This is a genomic window from Marinobacter sp. CP1, assembly GCF_001266795.1.
GTDB lineage: Bacteria > Pseudomonadota > Gammaproteobacteria > Pseudomonadales > Oleiphilaceae > Marinobacter > Marinobacter flavimaris.
Genome location: NZ_CP011929.1, coordinates 2,156,320 through 2,174,064 on the forward strand (window position 1 = coordinate 2,156,320; position 17,745 = coordinate 2,174,064).

Below are 17,745 nucleotides of genomic sequence, written 5' to 3' on the forward strand. Positions count from 1 at the left end.
TCTCAATTTCCCACAAGCGACTCGATATCCTGATAGACGGTCGCAGCATCCGTTACCCTGGCGAGCCAGCTCAGAGGAATGCCGTTCTCACCGCCAACACCGTGCATGGCGGCCATGGCCGGGCCAATCAGCCAGGCTCGACCGCAGGAGTCACCACCACAATGAATGTTGGCGCGGATGGCTTCGGTGTAGCTCCGGGCCGTGTTCAGAATGTGAAAGCTGACCGGCATGGCTTCCTGCAGGTAACAGGTGCGGCCAAACGTGTCACCGGCAGCAACGCCGTTCAGTTCCGAGCTCTCAAGTGCCCGTTTGAGGGACGCCTGATCGGGTGCTTCGTCGATGGCCGAATTCATTGCCTTGGCAAGAGGCTCGCCCCTGAATAGCCCGTCCAGAAGCACCGCTGCACACTTTGCCCAGGCAACGGCCTCGTCGTTGTGATTGGTAACCCGCACGGCTGCTTCAACAACGTCCAGGAGGTTTGTGCTTCCGCTATGGGCGGCAACGAGTGGCGGCAGCTTGGACACCGCAGGCAACTGCATGTCGTCGGCGCCACTCGCCGGTACCAGATTGCGGTCGATGGTTTCCGCCAGATGAACGCCGGCGTCCTGAATGGCCTTTTCCTTGTACGTCAGGCTGATGGCCTCCCGCACCGGCTGCGCAAGCGCGCTGCCGCTCAGACGGCGGGTGTAGGGCATGACCTTCTGCACCAGAATCCGCTTCTGTTTGTCGGAAAGATCATCCGGCATGCCGGACTGCGCCTCCTCGACCGCCTTGCGCTCGATCGCATTGAAATTCTCCAGCGTGATCCGTGTCGGGTTATCGATGAATCCCTGCCATTGGCCACCGGGCCCAAAGAACGAACGAAACCGGCGCTGGTAATCGCGGATGTCCAGATTGCCGTTGGTGGCCAGTAAGCTGTCGGTCAGCACGCCGGTGGCTGCGCCGTAGTGACTCACATCGCCAACCTGTTTCCCCTCGTGAGCGAAGTAACCGAATCCCTTTGTGTAGTACTCGGCTCGTGGAGGCAGGAATTCGGCCGACTGTCCACCCACCTCCAGAATGCGCTCGCTGTTGTAGAGCCAGTGCAAACCCAGGCTGGCTGCGTCTGCGACCCAGCCGCCTGCCAGAGCAGCGGTGATGGCGGCTTTTCTTCCGGGAGGGAGATTGCTGACCATGGCGGGATCCTTGATGTCCGGTTTGTGAGTCCGACCTGAAGGATTATTCGATAACGTCGCTGATCTGGACTGTTGGCTGAACGTTGGTGAAGTTCGGGATGTCGCCAAGAATTTCCTTGGCATGGGGGCCGAAGGCGGTCTGGAAATCGGCAACAGAGTCAAAATACATGTGGCCCATGGCAATGTAAGTGGGGCCCTCTCCCGGGGCGCCGCCGGCCAACCCGGATTCGATGGCTGTGCGCTTGCAGGCATCGCCCAGCCTGTCGCGGACCAACGCCATGTGCGTGTCTCGGTAGTAGGCAAGGTCAAAGGTGCTTTCTGCGGTTTTCGGATACATCACACTGACTTTGATCATTTCGGGCCTCGGTTTGTGGAATCGCGGGGACCCTCTTTTAGCGCCTCGGCCACCCGTTCGTCAATCTTGCGGATAAGCTCCTCGTCTGCCTCGCCAGAGGAATGTGCTTTTAACATGTCGGTGCTTGCCCGCAGATTGCCGATAAAGGTCCGGCAGTCCTTGCACATCATCAGGTGCATTTTGACTGACATGTTCTGGAGAACAGGCAGCTCGCCATCAATATAGTCGCTGGCAATTACCGCGAGATCCCTGCACATCAGCATTCGCCGGTCTCCTGGAAATTCTCCACCATCAGAAAGATCTTTTGCCTCGCTCGATGCAAAAGTACACGCAGATTAGAGGCACTGACGTCCAGAATGTTACAGACGTCATCGGATTTGTGCTGGTGGGCCTCATAAAGCATCAGGGCAGAACGCTGGGTCTCCGGCAGCGCAGAGAGGTGCTTGTCCAGGCAATCGCTGAGGGCGCCGTTTTCCATCAGGGTGTCGGCAGAGTCGTGAAACTGCAGTTTGGGCGGCAACTCCCATCGGCCTTTGGCGTTGAATCGGTCCGACAGTGCCGGCTCCAGGGCCTCCGAAAAATCTGAAGAAACCTCTCGCTTGGCCGATCGAAGCTGATTCTTGCAACGGTTGGCAACAACCCGGTGCAACCAGGTTTTTAAACCTGAACGACCTTCAAAGCCATGGATCGCATCAATAACTTTAACCCAGCAATCCTGAACGGCTTCCTCTGCACTGGAATGATCCAGATAGAACCGGGCGACTGCTAACATGCCGGGGGTGTAGGCACGTACTGCTTCCTGAAAAGAATCATTATCACCCGTTTTCAAGCCCTGAATCAGTTCTATCTCCTTTTCCCGACTTGAGTCAGTCATGACCGTTCCCTTTTATGAGCAATTGTTCAAGAATAGCAGTAAGTTTGGAAATCGGTCGATAAGTTCCCGGCGTATTCGGTAGGCGGTGTAATCAAATTGTTAGATATTCATGAGCAATCGTTGACACAATGCGTTGCCGAACGACGTACAACAACGGTAAGCCGGTAACGAACACTGAGCCCAAGGTTTGATGTAACACTTCCGGGATTGGGGTGTCTCTTCGTTATCACGTTCAAGGTAGAAAGGATTATTTCATGACACTCAAGAAATGGATTCTGGTCGCGTTGATTGCGGCTGTGGTTGTCGGGTTTATTGCCAGTGGCGGTAGCGAGCTTCTGACTCTCGAGAACCTGAAGGAAAACCAACAGTCCCTCGGTAACTGGATCGATCAGAATCTGTTGGTTGCGGTGCTGGGCTTCGTTGTTGTTTATGTCGTGGTAACAGCGCTTTCTCTGCCAGGCGCTACCATCATGACGCTGGCCGGTGGTGCGTTTTTCGGCAATCTCTACGGTCTGGCAGCCGTCTCCGTTGCTTCAACTATCGGTGCGTCGCTTGCTTTCCTGGTGGCGCGGTTCCTGATGCGAGACACGCTTCGAAAACGGTATGGCGAAACCGTGGCGAAGATGGATCGCGGCATTGAAAAAGACGGCGCCTTCTACCTTGCAACCCTGCGGCTTGTGCCGGTGTTTCCCTTCTTCCTGATCAACCTGGCCATGGGCCTGACGGCCATGAAGCTGCGCACCTATGCGCTGGTAAGCTGGATCGCCATGTTGCCTGGCACATTTGTTTACGTGAACGCCGGCACCCAGTTGGGCCAGATCCAGTCCACCGGGGACATTGTCTCGGCGGATCTGCTGCTCTCCTTCGCGCTACTGGGTCTGTTCCCGCTGATTGCCAAATTTGTGGTGGGCTTTATCCGCCGCCGCAAAGTGTACGCCGGCTGGCAGAAGCCCGAACATTTCGATTACAACCTGCTGGTCATAGGCGGTGGCTCTGCCGGTCTGGTCTCGGCCTACATTGCCGCAGCCGTGAAAGCCAAGGTGGCTCTTATAGAGAAGCACAAGATGGGTGGCGACTGCCTGAATACCGGCTGCGTGCCCTCCAAAGCGCTTATCCGCAGCGCCAAGGCGGCGGACACCCTGCGCCATGCCAACCGGTACGGGCTGGAATCGGTGCCCGTTAAAGGCTCGTTCAAGAACATCATGAACCGGGTCAAGGATGTCATCGCGAAAGTGGAGCCCCACGATTCGCCGGAGCGATACCGCAAGCTGGGTGTGGACTGCATTGCCGGCGAAGCCAGCTTCGTCTCGCCCTGGGAACTGGAGGTCCGGCACAATGATGGCCGCACCGAACGCCTGACCGCCCGCAGTATCGTTGTTGCCACCGGCGGCAAGCCGGCTGTACCACCAATTCCCGGCCTGAAGGACATGGAGCCGCTAACCTCGGATAACCTGTGGGAACTGCAGGAGCAGCCCGAGCGCTTGCTGGTGTTGGGCGGTGGCCCGATCGGTTCGGAGCTGGCCCATGCCTTTGCCCGACTAGGCAGCAAGGTGACCCAGGTGGAGATGGGCGATCGCCTGCTGGCCAAGGAGGATGCGGATGTCTCCGAACTGGTTCTGAAGCAGTTCCAGGCGGACGGTGTAGATGTCCGGTTGAAACATTCCGCAGCAGAGTTCCGTATAGAGGAAGGCGAGAAGGTTGCCTACTGCGAGCACGAGGGTGAGCGGGTTCGCATTCCCTTTGATGAGGTTGTCGTGGCGGTTGGCCGCAGGGCCAACACCGCAGGCCTGAATCTGGAGCGGATTGGCGTGGACACTCTGCCGAACGGAACCGTGCCGGTGGAAGAAGATATGAGCCTGCGCTATCCCAATGTGTTTGCCTGCGGCGATGTGGCCGGCCCTTATCAGTTCACCCATGCGGCGGCGCACCAGGCCTGGTATGCGGCCGTGAACGGCCTGTTTGGTCAGTTCAAGCGCTTCAAGGTGGATTACCGGGTAATGCCCTGGGTGACCTTTACCTCGCCAGAAGTGGCACGAGTGGGGCTGAGTGAAGCCGAAGCCAGGGCGCAGGGCGTGGCCTACGAGATCACCCGCTACGGTCTGGACGACCTGGACCGAGCCATTGCCGAGAGTGAGGATCATGGCTTTATCAAGGTGCTGACCCCGCCGGGCAAGGACAAGATTCTGGGCGCCGTGGTAGTTGGCAGCCACGCCGGGGAAATCCTGGCCGAGTTCACCCTGGCCATGAAGCATGGCCTGGGCCTGAACAAGATCCTGGGTACCATCCACCCGTATCCGACCTGGAACGAGTCAGCCAAGTACGCTGCCGGTGAATGGAAACGGGCCCACGCGCCTGAAGGCATCCTGAAACTGCTGGAGAAGCTCCATGGCTGGCGCCGTGGGAAAAACACGAATACACCGAGGAGCATCTATGCCCCTGATTGAAACCAGACCGGCCCGCAGTACCCGTATTCCGGCCGTGGAAGTCCTGGAGCCCCGGGCCCGTGATAGCTGGACCCACACCCGCAACGGTGACCCACGGGGTTACATCGACGCGGACAAATTGAAAGAGCTGTGGATCCACACCGGTACTGCATGCAACCTGGCCTGCCCTTTTTGCCTGGAAGGTTCCCATCCCGGCGATGGCCGGATTCCGGGCATGAAGCTCAGTGACGTGAAGCCGTTTATCCACGAAGCCATCGACATGGGCGTGGAGCAGTTTTCCTTCACCGGTGGTGAGCCCTTCGTAATCCGCGACTTCGTCAATATCCTGGATTACGCCAGCCAGCACCGGCCCTGCTTCGTGCTGACCAACGCCACCGAGCCGCTGCACAAGCGACAGCATCAGGTGCTGCCTTTGCTGGACAACCCCTACCCGATTCATTTCCGGGTCAGCCTGGACTTCCCGGACCGGGCCCGTCACGACAAGGACCGCGGTGACGGCAGCTTTGATGAGGCCTTGCAGGGCATCCGCTGGCTGGTCGATCAGGGCTTCAAGGTGTCCATTGCCCGCCAGACCGATCCGGAGGAAATTCCGGCAGATGTCGAAGCCGCGTTCCGTGACATCTTCCGGGAGTGGGGCATCCCGGAGAACCTGGCATTCACCGCATTTCCGGATCTGGGTACGCCAGGCTCGGAAGACGGCAGCCCGGAGATTACCGAGACCTGCATGGAGAAGTATCCGACCAAAGAGGCTCGCTCCCATTTCATGTGCACGTATACGCGGATGCTGGTGAAGAAGGGCGATCAGGTTCGGGTTTATGCCTGCACGCTGGTGGACGATGACCCGCAGTATGACCTGGGGGGGACGCTGGCCGAGAGTATGGATGAGCGCATTATGTTGCGGCATCACCGGTGTTTTTCCTGTTACCGCTTTGGGGCCAGCTGTTCGGCGCCGGCTTGATTCTGGTGTAGGGCCGCTAAGGACTGATAGTTGGTCATTGGCGGCCTGGGAGGTGAGGTTATTTTCCCTTGGGAAAAACAACTCGCTTCGCTCAGACATCTTTTTCCTGGCGGGAAAATAACCTCACCACCCAGACCGCGGGTACGGCTTTGCTATTCGGTCGCTGAGTGGGAAAGAAAAGAAAGAAGAAAAGTCCGTCAGAGTTCGTTGGAGCCTATTTCCGTTGCCGGGGATGCCAACACCGAGGTTAAACAAGGGGCAGGCCGGTAGGGATTTCAAAAAATGTGGAGCGCCATGGACGGCGCGACCAAGCCCCCCATGGATGGGTTCACGGGCGTTTTTTTGAAATCCCTACCGGCCTGTCCCGAAAGGCACCCAAACCAGAAACCCCGGGAAAAACCCCGGACTAAACGACAAAGAACAAGGTAAGAAAACATGAACTTCACAGAGGCCTCCCTGTTCTGGGGATTCCTGCTGGTCTACGGCGTGGTGATGTATTGGCTGTCGCCCAGGAGCAAGAACGCGAACTCTTTCTACAAGGGCGCCGATGACCAGGGTAATCCGGTGGGTCAGTGGTCGCTGACGGCGAGTATTTTTATCAGCTGGATCTTCGCCAAGTCAGTGACCAATGCGGCGAACCTGGGTGCGGCTTATGGTGTGGTGGGCGGTCTGGCCTATGCCAGTTACTGGCTCTCGATTCCTGTGGCGGGGTATGTGATTTACCTGATCCGGACCCAGACCGGGGCGCGGAGTCTGCAGGATTTTCTGACCTCCCGGTTTGGCCGGCTGGCCAGTCTGGCGTTTGCGGCGGCGATTCTGATTCGGCTGTATAACGAGGTCTGGAGTAACACGGCAGTGGTGGGTGGTTACTTCGGGTTGCCCGGTGAATGGGAGTATTACGCGGCGGCGATGTTGTTTACGGTGTTTACGCTTGCCTACAGCCTGAAGGGTGGGCTGCGGTCGTCGATTTTCACCGATGTGATTCAGGCGTTCGTGTTTGTGTTCTTTGTGGGCGCGGTGCTGTTTTTGATCATTCCTGCCAACGATACCAGCGTGCTGCTGACCGATGGTGAGTTCCGGCTCAATGCCGGGTTTGATCTGTTGCTGGTGGCTCTGCTGCAACTGTTCAGTTATCCGTTCCACGATCCGGTACTGACCGACCGGGGTTTTGTGAACAAGGAAAAGACCATGCTCAAGAGCTTTGTGGTGGCCGGACTACTGGGCTTCGTGGCGGTGTTTATCTTCAGTCTGGTGGGGGTTCACGCCCGGCTTAACGGCATTGAGGCCATGGGCAATGCGCCTGCTGCCGTGGGCCAGTCTCTGGGCCTGGCAGCGTTGTTCTTCATGAGCGTGGTAATGATGACGTCGGCGGGGTCCACCCTGGATTCCACTTTCACGTCGCTGGCCAAGTCGCTGGCGGTAGATCTGCCCAGGCTGGCGCAACGTGCCTCTGACAAGCTGCCGAGCATGCGGGTGGGTGCGGTCGTGATGGTGATCTTTGCCTTCCTGGGCAACCTGCCGATGTTCGCCGGCACCGATATCCTCAAGGCCACCACCATCTCCGGGACGATGGTCATGGGGCTGGCGCCGGTGTTCCTGTTCTACGGTTTCACCAAGTGGTCGCCGTGGAGTTTCCATCTGAGTTTCTGGACCGGCCTGGGGCTCGGGGTCTTGCTTGCGGTTGGGCTGATTCCAGCAAGCTGGGCCATTGGCGATGGCAAATACGCCATGTTGCTGGGCGTGAACGCCTATGGCTTCCTGATCTGCACGGCTGGCTTCTTTACGCCTTTAGTGCTTCGTCGTCTTGCCGGACGGTCACTGGCGGCGGGGGAGGCCTGAGCCGATGAGCGAAGGCCGCAGCTGTCCGTTGGCGTACCGGTACTCTGCCGAATCGCTTTGCGAGGATCCCCGCACGGTTTCCGAGGACGTGCTGTATATCATTGGAGGGCTTTACGGGAATCCCTGGGCCCTCGATGAAATCGAGCAGATGGCGCTGGCGGAGGAGCGTCAGGGGCACCGGGTGAAGCTGGTGTTCAATGGTGACTTCAACTGGTTCAACGCCAGCGATCGCCTGTTCCGAACCATCAATAACCGGGTGTTGGATCACACGGTCAGTCTCGGGAATGTGGATTTCGAGCTGGCGAATCCCAGTGCCGGTGCCGGATGCGGTTGCGCCTACCCGGATTTTGTCGATCAGGGCGTAGTGGAGCGGTCGAACCTTATCATGGAGCGGCTTCAGGGGATTGCCGGGGAACATCCGGATATCCAGCGTCGCTTGTCCTTGCTGCCGCGGTATCGATGCCTGATCTTTGGAGGCCTAAAGGTTTTGGTGGTGCACGGGGATCTGGAGTCCCTGGCCGGATGGGGGTTGGCTCACGAAGCTTTTGTCGAGGGTAACGATGGCAAGCTCTCGCAATGGTTCCTGGCGTCGGGGGCCGATGTCATTGCCTCAACCCACACGTGCCTGCCGGTGCTCTGGTCGGGGTTGGTGGGTGAGCAGAGTCGGGTGGTGGTGAACAATGGCTCCGCAGGCATGGGGAATCTGCAATCAGACCCGCGTGGGCTGATCACCCGAATTGGTCTGTCCAGCCCCGTCATTGAGCCTGTTGCCGGAATTGAGCGGCATGGGCTGCATGTCTCTTTGCTGCCGGTGTCCTTCCCCCTTGAAGCCTGGCTGCCGGAGTTTGACCGGTTATGGCCGGCCGGCTCGCCTGCCGCTGTGTCCTATCGGAACCGAATTCTGAAAGGCACCTCACTGAGTGCCGATGATGTGATTTTTCCTTCATTAATTTAACCATTTTGTCACTGGCGAATGCTTCAATCCGGTCTATTCTGAAAAGGTGAGCTGGAGCCTTGCCGTAGGCGGGTTTGAGCTGTACTTGAAATATATTTTGTGGTCTATATAATTCAACACTAACTTTTTGCCACGAATTGATCTCGTTATGACATCAGAAGGATCGAATACCACCGCCATCACGCTTCGCACACCGGTGAAAGATGATGGCTTCAGGCTCCACCAGCTGGTGGCAGAGTGCCCGCCGCTGGACCCCAACTCGATTTACTGCAACCTGTTGCAGTGCAGCCACTTTGCCGAAACCGGCGTGGCCGCGGAGAAGGACGGCGATCTGGTCGGCTTTATCTCCGGATACATCCCTCCCCAACAGCCCGAAACCGTGTTTGTCTGGCAAGTGGCCGTGCATGAGAAAGGTCGTGGACAGGGCCTGGCCAAGCGGATGCTGAAAGAAATCGTTGGCCGTGATGCGTGCAAGAACGTCACCCATATGGAGACAACCATCACCGAGGACAACGAGGCTTCATGGGCGCTGTTCCGTTCGTTCGCCCGTGATATGGGAGCCGAGCTCACCTACCACGAGCATTTCGAGAAAGAGACCCACTTTGGCGGCAAGCACGATTCCGAATTCTTGCTGCGCATAGGGCCTTTCACGAAGCCAGCCTGAGGGCCGCGGTCCTGGATCAGCCCTGCAACAAGATTGCGGGGCTGTGAACGACTGTAAAGCTGTGATTTGAATTAGCCGGCGGACCACTGAGGTAGGTCTGTCACAGGGCTTTAATCAACGCACGGTAGGCCTATCGCTACCCCATCAGCAGTTTTTGATAAGCCGCCGCGCATCTACCTCGAACCTGACATGCTAAGAGGCAAGACGATGGAAATTTTCAAGTCGACTGAATCCGAAGTACGTGTATACAGCCGTGCGTTTCCGGTTATCTTCAACCGCGCCAAGAACGCGCATCTGTACACCGAAGATGGCAAGGAATACCTGGATTTTCTCGCCGGCGCCGGGTCCCTGAACTACGGCCACAACAACGATACCCTGAAGAAGGCTTTGCTTGAGTACATCGAGGCAGACGGCGTGAGCCAGGGCCTGGATATGTTTACCACGGCCAAGCACGACTTCATGGAATCCTACAAGAAGCACATTCTGGATCCCCGTGGTCTGGATTACAAAATGCAGTTCACCGGTCCCACCGGCACCAACTGTGTGGAAGCGGCCCTGAAGCTGGCCCGTAAGGTGAAAGGCCGCAGCGGCATTATTTCCTTTACCAACGGTTTCCACGGCGTGACCATGGGCGCGGTTGCCACTACGGGTAACAAGCATCACCGCGGCGGTGTTGGCACGCCCCTGGGCAATGTCGACTTCATGTTCTATGACGGCTACCTGGGCGACGATGTCGATACCCTGGCGATCATGGATAAACTGCTGAGCGACGGCTCCTCCGGTTTTGAACTGCCAGCGGCGGTAATCGTCGAAGCGGTTCAGGGCGAAGGCGGTCTGAACGCCTGTCGCGCGGAATGGCTGAAAGGCCTGTCGGAGCTGTGCAAGAAGCACGATATTCTGCTGATCCTGGATGATATCCAGGCGGGCAATGGCCGCACCGGCGAGTTCTTCAGCTTTGAATTTGCCGGTATCAAGCCGGACATCGTAACGGTTTCCAAGTCCCTCAGTGGCTATGGCCTGCCGATGGCCCTGGTACTGTTCAAGCCGGAGCTGGACGTGTGGGATCCGGGCGAGCACAACGGTACCTTCCGCGGCAACAACATGGCGTTTATCACTGCCCGCGCTGCTGTCGAGAACTACTGGAAAGACGATGCCTTTGCCAATGAGGTGAAGGCCAAGACCAAGGTGCTGGGCGATGCCCTTCAGTCGATTTGCGACAAGTACCCCGGTCAGTTCAAAATGAAGGGGCGCGGTTTGATGCGTGGTATTGAAGCAAAGCACGCAGACATCACAGGCCCGATTACCAAACGTGCCTTCGAGCACGGCCTGATCATCGAGACCAGTGGTCCGAATGATGAAGTCATCAAGTGCCTGATGCCGCTTACAACCAGCGAGGAAGACCTCAAGAAAGGGGCTGCTCTGCTGGCAAAAAGTGTGGACGAAATCATGCAGGAAGGGCTTAGCGAGGCGTCGTAAGACGCCTGCACCTCCGGACATTCATGCTGCAGGATAGCAAAGGCAAGATTATGACCAGCCAACTACATACCGTTGAGAAAATCGGCGGCACCTCGATGAGTAATTACGAGGCCGTCCGTGACAACATCATTATCGGTAATCGCAAGAAGGATAACCTGTACCAGCGCATTTTTGTGGTCTCTGCCTATGGTGGCGTGACCAACGAACTGCTGGAACACAAGAAGACCGGTGAGCCAGGCGTTTATGCCCTGTTTGCGGATGCAGAGTCTGACTGGGCCTGGGGCGACGACCTCACCAAACTGGTCAAGTTCCTGACTGATATCAACGGCGAGCTGTTCGAAGACCCGATGCTAAAGCAGCAGGCGGACCAGTTTATCACCGACCGGATTGAAGGTGTTCGGGGCTGCCTGATCGACCTGCAGCGCCTGTGCTCCTATGGCCAGTTTCAGCTGGAAGAACATCTGCTGACGGTGCGTGAAATGCTGGCCGGTATTGGTGAGGCCCACAGTGCCTTCAATACCGCCCTGAAGCTCCAGCAGGAAGGCATCAATGCCCGCTTTGTGGATTTGACCGGCTGGCGCGATAACGAGTTGCTGCCGCTGGACGAAAAGCTCAAGCAGGCCTTCGATGCGGTGGACCTCACCCGTGAGCTGCCGATCGTGACCGGTTATGCCCAGTGCAAGGAAGGTCTGATGCGTACCTTCGACCGGGGTTACAGCGAGATGACCTTCAGCCGGGTAGCGGTAATCACCGAGGCCCGAGAAGCGATTATCCACAAGGAATACCACCTGAGCTCTGCCGACCCCAACATTGTTGGCGCAGACAAGGTGGTGCCCCTCGGTCGCACCAATTACGACGTGGCCGACCAGCTGGCCAATCTGGGCATGGAAGCGATTCATCCCCGTGCCGGTAAAGGCATGCGCCAGAACGAGATTCCGCTGCGTGTGATGAACACCTTTGAGCCGGAGCACACCGGTACGCTGATCACTGGCGACTACGTCAGTGAGAAGCCTCAGGTGGAGATCATCGCGGGTGCCAAAGGCGTTTTTGCCGTGGAAGTGTTCGATCAGGACATGCAGGGCGAGCCGGGCTCCGATCGCCGTATTCTGGATGTATTGAGCCGTTTCAAGGTTCGTTTCATGTCCAAGGACACCAACGCCAACACCATTACCCACTATGTGGGCAGCACGCTGAAACACGTCAAGCGGGTGGTCAAGGCGCTGAAGGAAGAGTTCCCCAATGCCGAAATCAACACCCGGAAGGTGGCGGTTGTTTCGGCCATCGGCAGCGATATGAAGGTTCCGGGTATTCTGGCCCGTTCCGTGAAGGCGCTGGCCGATGAGGAAATCAGTATTCTTGCGCTGCACCAGTGCATGCGTCAGGTGGACATCCAGTTTGTGGTGGATGAGGACGACTATGAGAAAGCCATCGTTGCTCTGCATGGCGTTCTGATCGAGCCTCACAACCATGAGTATGCGATCGTCGCAGCCTGAGTTTCTGTAACCTCCCCGCACAATACCCACAGCCGACCGTCCGTGTCGCCTGTGGGTTTTTACTGACCCTGCCCCGGTAAATCCATCAGCTACAGCACGTCGTATTCTTTGGTGTAAATTCTGACCGGTACCTAAGCCATGCGAACGACCGAAAGGCTGGGACCGTCTCCGACAACGCCCAACGATGGTGAAAGGGATTCCCTGGTCGGGCTGTACTTCAGGGATGCGTCCCGGTATGAACTGCTGACAGATGAGGCCGAACGCCGCCTCTCCCGCAAACTGACACTGTGCTACCGAATCATCAGTACCGAACTGGCCCTGCCGGAGGAGACTCCGCAGACGTTCCGGGAAGTGATTGGTAGCCTCGGCGACGCCTGTGCGTTTTCATCTCGATGTCGCCGGGCCTTTCATCTGGCGACGGCTTGTCGTCGCAAGCTGATACAGAGCAATCTGCGTCTGGCGGTGCATATTGCCCGCCGTTACGGGCAGCACGGTATCCCTATGTCTGACCTCATCCAGGACGCCAACGTCGGTCTGGTCAAGGCGGTAGAGCGTTTTGATCCCACCAAGGGCTTCCGATTCTCGACCTATGCCTACTGGTGGATAAGCGAGGAAGTCAAACGCTGCCTGCAGCGTGGGACCCGGCTGGTGCACACACCGGAAAACGTGGTGGATGAAATTCGCCAGCTGCACAAGGTGTCACTGCGAATGCATCAGAGCCTTGGGCGGACGCCTTCCCAATCGGAGCTTGCCCGCGAAATGGAGGCAAGCCCGTCGAGGATCGGCGAGTTAAGGGCGCTGGCGACCCGGGAGATATCAACCGATGTTCCCCTTGTTGAGGACGGGTCCGTCACCTTGGGAGACAGCCTGGACGCCGGCGACCAGATGGCGCCGGATCATCCGATGTCGGACAGGGACCGGCAGCGCACCCTGAAGTCGATGCTCAGCGAGCTGAATGATCGTGAGAAAGACATTCTGTCGCGTCGTTACGGTCTGGGACTGCCGGAACCGGAAACGCTGCAGGTGATTTCCGACGATCTTGGCATCAGCAGAGAGCGGGTGCGCCAGATCGAGAAAACTGCCCTGAAGAAGCTGCAGAGTCGTTACGAATCCCCCGAAGATGCGTTTGGAGCCTGACATCAGTCAGGCTCCGGCATTCCCCTTCAGAATTCAGTGAGCAGTGTGCAGCAGGAGAAACCAGGCTGCCGCTGTAAGCTGACAGACCAGTACCACCGAGGTGAGGACCAGTCTCAGACGAAGATACCAGGCTGGCCAATAGACCTTCATCCAGCGGGCGTCCACCAGATAGAGGGCGAGATAGGCACTGGTATACAACACAATCTGGCCACTGACAGGCAGAAGTAGCCCTATCCCTGCGGCCACAAAGAAGACTTGGCTGAGTAACATGGTCATCAGTGGGGACAACGGGTAGCAGCAGTTGTCCAGCTGCATGGCAATGGGCCAATAAACGCCAGCCATAAACGCCAGAATGCCTGCGCTGTACAGATAGAAGTAGCCGAGAAGCGCCACACTGTATTGCGGCATGAAAAACAGCCCCGCCAGGAGGCCGATAAACGGGATCAATCCGGCGATGCCAACAAGGATGGCAAGTCTCGCTACAGCAATCACGTTTTCTGCCTCTGCACCCGGATTCGCATCGGCTCAACGTCGGTCGGTTCCATTCCCACCATTTCGTGGTAAGCCGATGGGTGGACCACCTGGGTCTCCCGAATGTCGAACGAGGCCAGGGTGTCCTGGATCTGCCAGGCACCCCGGAAAAGGCTGGTGGTTCCGTTCTTTTCCGAGAGGAGCAGGGTCTGGTTGTCCATACTCAGGCGGGCCATGTAGTGCTGGCCCTCAAGCGAGAGGATCTCAAGCAGGTCGATAACCGGACTCTGCAGGCTTCTGAGTTGGTCAAGAGTGATTCGCACAGTAAAGCTCCGCGGTTTCAAACACTCCAGAACTTACGACCCCTCAGCCTATTGAGATCATTGGCTTAGTAAATAGCATTCCCGGTGTTGTGGGCACTGAACCAGATGATCGTTCACCATGCCGGTCGCCTGCATGAAGGCGTACACAATGGTTGGGCCGACAAAGGTGAAACCGGATCGCTTCAGAGCTTTCGACATGGCCTCGGATTCTGCGGTTGTGGTCGGTACTTCGGAGAAGGCGCGCCAATGGTTCTGGATCGGTTTATCGCCAACAAAAGACCAGAGGAAATCACTGAAACCGATACCTTGTTCCCGCAGATCCAGATAACCCCGGGCATTCTTGATGATCGACCTGACCTTTAGCCGGTTGCGGATGATGCCCGGGTCTGACAGCAGTTCCTCGACCTTCGCTTCATCGTAACGGACGATCTTTTCCGGATTGAAGTCATCGTAAGCGGCTCGGTAATTGTGCTGTTTTCGCAAGATGGTGATCCAGCTCAGGCCGGCCTGTTGGCCGTCCAGGCAGAGTTTTTCGAAAAGGGCGAGATCGTCGTACTCCGGGCGGCCCCAGACGGTGTCGTGATAGTGCACGTAAAGCGGGTCATCCCCGCACCAGGGGCAGCGTTCAGCGTTCTCCATACAATAGCCTGTGTCATTTGTGTCTGGTTCGGGTTACGTGCTTTTTCGACGAATCGTGCGTTGGAACAGTGGCTCCCAGTAGGCCTCCATCGGCTCGGCATCCACCAGGGCGAAGTCCCGTGGCGGCGGCTCAAGTAGGGTGATTTCTGGCCATAGGGGCCGGCTTCCACGGTACACCACGGTCAACAGATAGCCTTCGATGTAGCAACAGGCCGCCTGCCAGTCCTGCTCGGGCTGGTCGCCGTAGATCTCGAAATTCTTCCGCACCTCGAGCGTTTGCAGGTTGCCGGCAATGCCCCTGCCCGTGGCTTTCAGCCATGCTTCCTTCAGGGTCCAGACCTTGAGGAAGGTGTTGGAGTCGTCTTCCCGGAACAGCCACTCCTGCTCGACGGGGGAGAACCAGCGTTTTACCACTTTCTGCCATTGAGCATGGCGCTGGCAGGGTTCAAGATCCAGTCCAATGGGCGAGCCTGATAGAGTGGCGCAGGCAGACAGGCCCTGGCTGTGGCTGAGGGACAGTCGCCAGCCCTCGGGCGTGCCCGACGCGTTGGGGCGCCCGGATACCGGGCAGCAGAGGTCCGGTGCCACCTGCGCTGACTTGCCGATGGCCTGACGAATCAGCCAGCGGCTGGAAAGGTATTCTCGTTCCCGGGGACCGCTGAACTTGCTCGCTGTCTGGCGTTCGTAGTCAGTCAGCCAATGCGGGTGCGCAATTTCAGGCCCGTCGGTCTGGTGACACAGCCAGACCGACGGCCGGGATTCAGGGTTGAAGTCGCTGGATGAGCCAGCCATCGCCTTTCCTCACATATTCAAAACGGTCGTGAAGCCGGCTGGGCCTGCCCTGCCAGAATTCGATACGCTCCGGCACGATGCGATAGCCGCCCCAGAAGCTGGGAAGAGGCACTTCGCCCTCGCTGAATTTCCGCTTGATTTCGGCAACCTTCTGTTCGAGCAGGCCCCTGGACGTAATGGCCTTGCTCTGTTCGGAAACCCAGGCGCCGATCTGGCTGCCTCTGGGGCGCGATGCGAAGTAGCGCAGGGATTCGGCCTTGCTGACTTTCTCAACGGCACCCTGGATCCTCACTTGTCGGTTCAGTCCGATCCAGGGGAACAAGAGCGCCGCCTGCGGATTTTCCTCCATCTCCTTCGCTTTGCGACTGCCGTAGTTGGTGTAGAACACAAAGCCATGGTCGTCGAAGTACTTCAGCAATACCGTGCGGAGATCTGGCATGCCGTCCTGCCCCGTGGTCGCCAGCGACATGGCGTTGGGTTCCAGAATGCCTGCTTCCCGGGCATCCTCAAACCAGTTCTGGAACTGCTGCACCGGATTGTTGTCCAGTGCATCGCGATCCAGCCCCTCGCTCTCGAAATCACGACGCATATCGCCGATGTCCATAACCTGTCCTCTTGCCTGCGCGTAAAACGACCCGGGAGAAATACGAGCCAGAAGCATATCGGGTTCAGGGTTCACTGTCAGCGCTGCTTATGTCTGAAACGGTTACATAAACCCAACAATAAAGTGAGACCTGTATCACAGCTGGCCCGTATCTCCTTCGACGCTGATGCGGGTCTGGTTTGGGCAAACTGCCTGGCTGGCCCGCGCGCACACACAAAACAAAGGTTTGCACAAATGATGTCCGAATATGATTTGCCCCTGGTTGTCGCCTCCTTTCTGGTTGCTGTATTGGCAGCTTATGCGGCTCTGTTTTTTGGCGCCAGACTCGTTAATGCGGAGTCTGGCGAACGTCGGAAATGGCTACTGGCCGGCGCCCTGCTGATGGGCACCGGAGTCTGGACGATGCATTTCGTTGGAATGCGGGCTATGCCGATGGGTGTTCCCATGTCGTTTGATGTGATCATGACCTTGGTTTCCTGGTTCGCAGCCGTGCTCGCTTCCGGTGTGGCTCTGCACATCATCGGGCGCAAACAATTGGGAGTCCCTCTGTTCGTCAGTGCGACCCTGTCCATGGCCAGCGGTATCGTAGTGATGCACTACCTGGGCATGTACGCCATGCGGATGTCGGCGCCGCCGACGTTTAACACCGTATTTTTGCTGATTTCGATCGCGATTGCCGTTGTGGCTTCGGGAGCCGCACTTGCCCTCTGCCGGAAACTGCAGGGCATGGACGGATCCGGCACCCTGGCGGTCCAGTTTGTGGCGGCCCTGGCGATGGCCGCTGCAATCTGTGGAATGCATTACACGGGCATGATGGCGATGACCTTTCCGGAGGGCGCCGTACCTGCAGCTGACAACGGCCTGCGGGGGAACTGGATGGGAATACCCCTGGCCGTCTTCTGCATTGCGATGCTGGCCGTGGCCCTGGTGGTGACCGTCCTGGATGTAAAACATCAGCGGGCACTTGAGGAATTCAAGGCGGAAGAGGATAAACGGGTGGCAGAGCTTGCCTTTACCGATGCCGTTACCGGCCTGCCCAACCGGTCAGCGCTGGAACAACGCCTGCTGGATATCCTTGCCCGGGACAACGACCGCGGCAACCCGTTTGCCTTGATTTACCTCGACATCGCCAACTTCCGTGAACTGTCCACCGGAATGGGTGATGAGTCGTTGAACGCGGTCGTCAGGGAAATCAGCGAGGCATTGCGTGATCAGATGTCGGACCAGGTGTTTCTCGCCCGATACTCGGCCAGCGCCTTCTTTGCCCTGGTGCCAGATCATGAAGATAGCCAGCATGCCTTCATGTACAAGCGGTTGCGGCAGATTGATCAGCGTATCGGCACGCCTGCGATGCCGGTAACCTGGCGCGCCGGTCAGGCGGCCTATCCGAAAACCGGCAATTCGACTCGTAAGCTGGTGCGAGCTGCCATGGTACCCAGAGATCTCAATGAGATCGGCGAATTTGCGAACATGGCCGCCGACCCGGAGTTGGTGATGCCGGGTCATAACCGTCACAGCTGACAAACCGCCTCTGGGCCGACTATCC

18 protein-coding genes are annotated in these 17,745 nt (G+C 57.8%); 9 read left to right on the top strand and 9 right to left on the bottom strand.

From position 1 onward, the window contains the following. Window positions 1-2: 2 nt before the first annotated feature. From ACP86_RS09965 to ACP86_RS09980, 4 genes are read right to left on the bottom strand one after another with little or no spacing between them, the layout of a single operon-like run. On the bottom strand, window positions 3-1,175 hold the full coding sequence (locus tag ACP86_RS09965; protein WP_053113535.1) for an ADP-ribosylglycohydrolase family protein: 1,173 nt from the start codon (window positions 1,173-1,175) through the stop codon (window positions 3-5). Between the two features lie 43 nt (window positions 1,176-1,218). Beyond that, window positions 1,219-1,530 carry an EthD family reductase gene (locus ACP86_RS09970; RefSeq protein ID WP_008176874.1) on the bottom strand — a complete coding sequence of 104 codons (312 nt, stop codon included), beginning with the start codon at window positions 1,528-1,530 and terminating at the stop codon, window positions 1,219-1,221. Beyond that, window positions 1,527-1,793: a zf-HC2 domain-containing protein gene (locus tag ACP86_RS09975; protein WP_008176876.1), complete on the bottom strand. Its 267-nt coding sequence runs from the start codon at window positions 1,791-1,793 to the stop codon at window positions 1,527-1,529. The genes ACP86_RS09970 and ACP86_RS09975 overlap by 4 nt, the downstream gene beginning before the upstream one ends. Continuing rightward, window positions 1,787-2,404, bottom strand: coding sequence for an RNA polymerase sigma factor (locus tag ACP86_RS09980; RefSeq protein ID WP_014578970.1), 618 nt, complete (start codon window positions 2,402-2,404; stop codon window positions 1,787-1,789). The genes ACP86_RS09975 and ACP86_RS09980 overlap by 7 nt, the downstream gene beginning before the upstream one ends. 254 nt (window positions 2,405-2,658) lie before the next feature. Between ACP86_RS09980 and ACP86_RS09985 the strand changes: the two genes are divergently transcribed. The 8 genes from ACP86_RS09985 (at window position 2,659) to ACP86_RS10020 (ending at window position 13,370) form a co-directional block, all read left to right on the top strand. Beyond that, window positions 2,659-4,848 carry an FAD-dependent oxidoreductase gene (locus ACP86_RS09985; protein ID WP_053113537.1) on the top strand — a complete coding sequence of 730 codons (2,190 nt, stop codon included), beginning with the start codon at window positions 2,659-2,661 and terminating at the stop codon, window positions 4,846-4,848. Next, window positions 4,835-5,806 (top strand): radical SAM protein, encoded by a 972-nt coding sequence (locus ACP86_RS09990; protein ID WP_053113538.1) that lies wholly within the window; start codon window positions 4,835-4,837, stop codon window positions 5,804-5,806. The genes ACP86_RS09985 and ACP86_RS09990 overlap by 14 nt, the downstream gene beginning before the upstream one ends. 435 nt (window positions 5,807-6,241) lie before the next feature. Continuing rightward, a complete protein-coding gene (locus tag ACP86_RS09995) occupies window positions 6,242-7,645 on the top strand; it encodes a sodium:solute symporter family transporter (protein WP_053113540.1) in 1,404 nt (467 codons plus the stop codon). A gap of 4 nt (window positions 7,646-7,649) precedes the next feature. Beyond that, window positions 7,650-8,600 carry a hypothetical protein gene (locus ACP86_RS10000; RefSeq protein ID WP_053113541.1) on the top strand — a complete coding sequence of 317 codons (951 nt, stop codon included), beginning with the start codon at window positions 7,650-7,652 and terminating at the stop codon, window positions 8,598-8,600. Window positions 8,601-8,748: 148 nt separating this feature from the next. Next, on the top strand, window positions 8,749-9,264 hold the full coding sequence (ectA, locus tag ACP86_RS10005; protein WP_014578976.1) for a diaminobutyrate acetyltransferase: 516 nt from the start codon (window positions 8,749-8,751) through the stop codon (window positions 9,262-9,264). A 207-nt stretch (window positions 9,265-9,471) separates the two neighbouring features. Next, complete coding sequence (ectB, locus tag ACP86_RS10010) at window positions 9,472-10,740, top strand: diaminobutyrate--2-oxoglutarate transaminase (RefSeq protein ID WP_008176887.1); 1,269 nt, start codon at window positions 9,472-9,474, stop codon at window positions 10,738-10,740. Between the two features lie 50 nt (window positions 10,741-10,790). Beyond that, a complete protein-coding gene (locus ACP86_RS10015; protein WP_039882177.1) occupies window positions 10,791-12,233 on the top strand; it encodes an aspartate kinase in 1,443 nt (480 codons plus the stop codon). A gap of 138 nt (window positions 12,234-12,371) precedes the next feature. Then, window positions 12,372-13,370: an RNA polymerase sigma factor RpoD/SigA gene (locus ACP86_RS10020; RefSeq protein WP_053113543.1), complete on the top strand. Its 999-nt coding sequence runs from the start codon at window positions 12,372-12,374 to the stop codon at window positions 13,368-13,370. 33 nt (window positions 13,371-13,403) lie between these two features. Here ACP86_RS10020 and ACP86_RS10025 read toward each other — a convergent pair whose 3' ends face one another. From ACP86_RS10025 to pdxH, 5 genes are read right to left on the bottom strand one after another with little or no spacing between them, the layout of a single operon-like run. Then, on the bottom strand, window positions 13,404-13,862 hold the full coding sequence (locus ACP86_RS10025; protein ID WP_008176894.1) for a DUF3429 domain-containing protein: 459 nt from the start codon (window positions 13,860-13,862) through the stop codon (window positions 13,404-13,406). Beyond that, the gene (locus ACP86_RS10030; protein ID WP_014578979.1) at window positions 13,859-14,164 is read right to left on the bottom strand and encodes a DUF6482 family protein; all 306 of its coding nucleotides are present in this window, start codon (window positions 14,162-14,164) and stop codon (window positions 13,859-13,861) included. The genes ACP86_RS10025 and ACP86_RS10030 overlap by 4 nt, the downstream gene beginning before the upstream one ends. A 57-nt stretch (window positions 14,165-14,221) precedes the next feature. Next, window positions 14,222-14,803, bottom strand: coding sequence for a DNA-3-methyladenine glycosylase I (locus ACP86_RS10035; protein WP_014578980.1), 582 nt, complete (start codon window positions 14,801-14,803; stop codon window positions 14,222-14,224). 33 nt (window positions 14,804-14,836) lie between these two features. Further along, on the bottom strand, window positions 14,837-15,595 hold the full coding sequence (locus ACP86_RS10040) for a 4'-phosphopantetheinyl transferase family protein (RefSeq protein WP_053113545.1): 759 nt from the start codon (window positions 15,593-15,595) through the stop codon (window positions 14,837-14,839). Beyond that, window positions 15,564-16,199, bottom strand: a complete 636-nt coding sequence (pdxH, locus tag ACP86_RS10045) for a pyridoxamine 5'-phosphate oxidase (protein ID WP_008176900.1) — start codon at window positions 16,197-16,199, stop codon at window positions 15,564-15,566. Before pdxH ends, ACP86_RS10040 begins: the two co-directional genes overlap by 32 nt. Window positions 16,200-16,433: 234 nt before the next feature. Between pdxH and ACP86_RS10050 the strand changes: the two genes are divergently transcribed. Next, the gene (locus ACP86_RS10050) at window positions 16,434-17,720 is read left to right on the top strand and encodes an MHYT domain-containing protein (protein WP_053113547.1); all 1,287 of its coding nucleotides are present in this window, start codon (window positions 16,434-16,436) and stop codon (window positions 17,718-17,720) included. The last annotated feature ends 25 nt before the right edge of the window (window positions 17,721-17,745 follow it).

What these genes read in the sequence shown, in the direction of transcription:
- ACP86_RS09975 (WP_008176876.1), bottom strand. Translation starts at nt 1,793, where the DNA reads ATGCTGATGTGCAGGGATCTCGCGGTAATTGCCAGCGACTATATTGAT.
- ACP86_RS10015 (WP_039882177.1), top strand. Translation starts at nt 10,791, where the DNA reads ATGACCAGCCAACTACATACCGTTGAGAAAATCGGCGGCACCTCGATG.
- ACP86_RS09965 (WP_053113535.1), bottom strand. Translation starts at nt 1,175, where the DNA reads ATGGTCAGCAATCTCCCTCCCGGAAGAAAAGCCGCCATCACCGCTGCT.
- ACP86_RS10050 (WP_053113547.1), top strand. Translation starts at nt 16,434, where the DNA reads ATGATGTCCGAATATGATTTGCCCCTGGTTGTCGCCTCCTTTCTGGTT.
- pdxH (WP_008176900.1), bottom strand. Translation starts at nt 16,199, where the DNA reads ATGGACATCGGCGATATGCGTCGTGATTTCGAGAGCGAGGGGCTGGAT.
- ACP86_RS09985 (WP_053113537.1), top strand. Translation starts at nt 2,659, where the DNA reads ATGACACTCAAGAAATGGATTCTGGTCGCGTTGATTGCGGCTGTGGTT.
- ACP86_RS10035 (WP_014578980.1), bottom strand. Translation starts at nt 14,803, where the DNA reads ATGGAGAACGCTGAACGCTGCCCCTGGTGCGGGGATGACCCGCTTTAC.
- ACP86_RS10020 (WP_053113543.1), top strand. Translation starts at nt 12,372, where the DNA reads ATGCGAACGACCGAAAGGCTGGGACCGTCTCCGACAACGCCCAACGAT.
- ACP86_RS09980 (WP_014578970.1), bottom strand. Translation starts at nt 2,404, where the DNA reads ATGACTGACTCAAGTCGGGAAAAGGAGATAGAACTGATTCAGGGCTTG.
- ACP86_RS09990 (WP_053113538.1), top strand. Translation starts at nt 4,835, where the DNA reads ATGCCCCTGATTGAAACCAGACCGGCCCGCAGTACCCGTATTCCGGCC.
- ACP86_RS10040 (WP_053113545.1), bottom strand. Translation starts at nt 15,595, where the DNA reads ATGGCTGGCTCATCCAGCGACTTCAACCCTGAATCCCGGCCGTCGGTC.
- ACP86_RS10000 (WP_053113541.1), top strand. Translation starts at nt 7,650, where the DNA reads ATGAGCGAAGGCCGCAGCTGTCCGTTGGCGTACCGGTACTCTGCCGAA.
- ectB (WP_008176887.1), top strand. Translation starts at nt 9,472, where the DNA reads ATGGAAATTTTCAAGTCGACTGAATCCGAAGTACGTGTATACAGCCGT.
- ACP86_RS09970 (WP_008176874.1), bottom strand. Translation starts at nt 1,530, where the DNA reads ATGATCAAAGTCAGTGTGATGTATCCGAAAACCGCAGAAAGCACCTTT.
- ACP86_RS09995 (WP_053113540.1), top strand. Translation starts at nt 6,242, where the DNA reads ATGAACTTCACAGAGGCCTCCCTGTTCTGGGGATTCCTGCTGGTCTAC.
- ectA (WP_014578976.1), top strand. Translation starts at nt 8,749, where the DNA reads ATGACATCAGAAGGATCGAATACCACCGCCATCACGCTTCGCACACCG.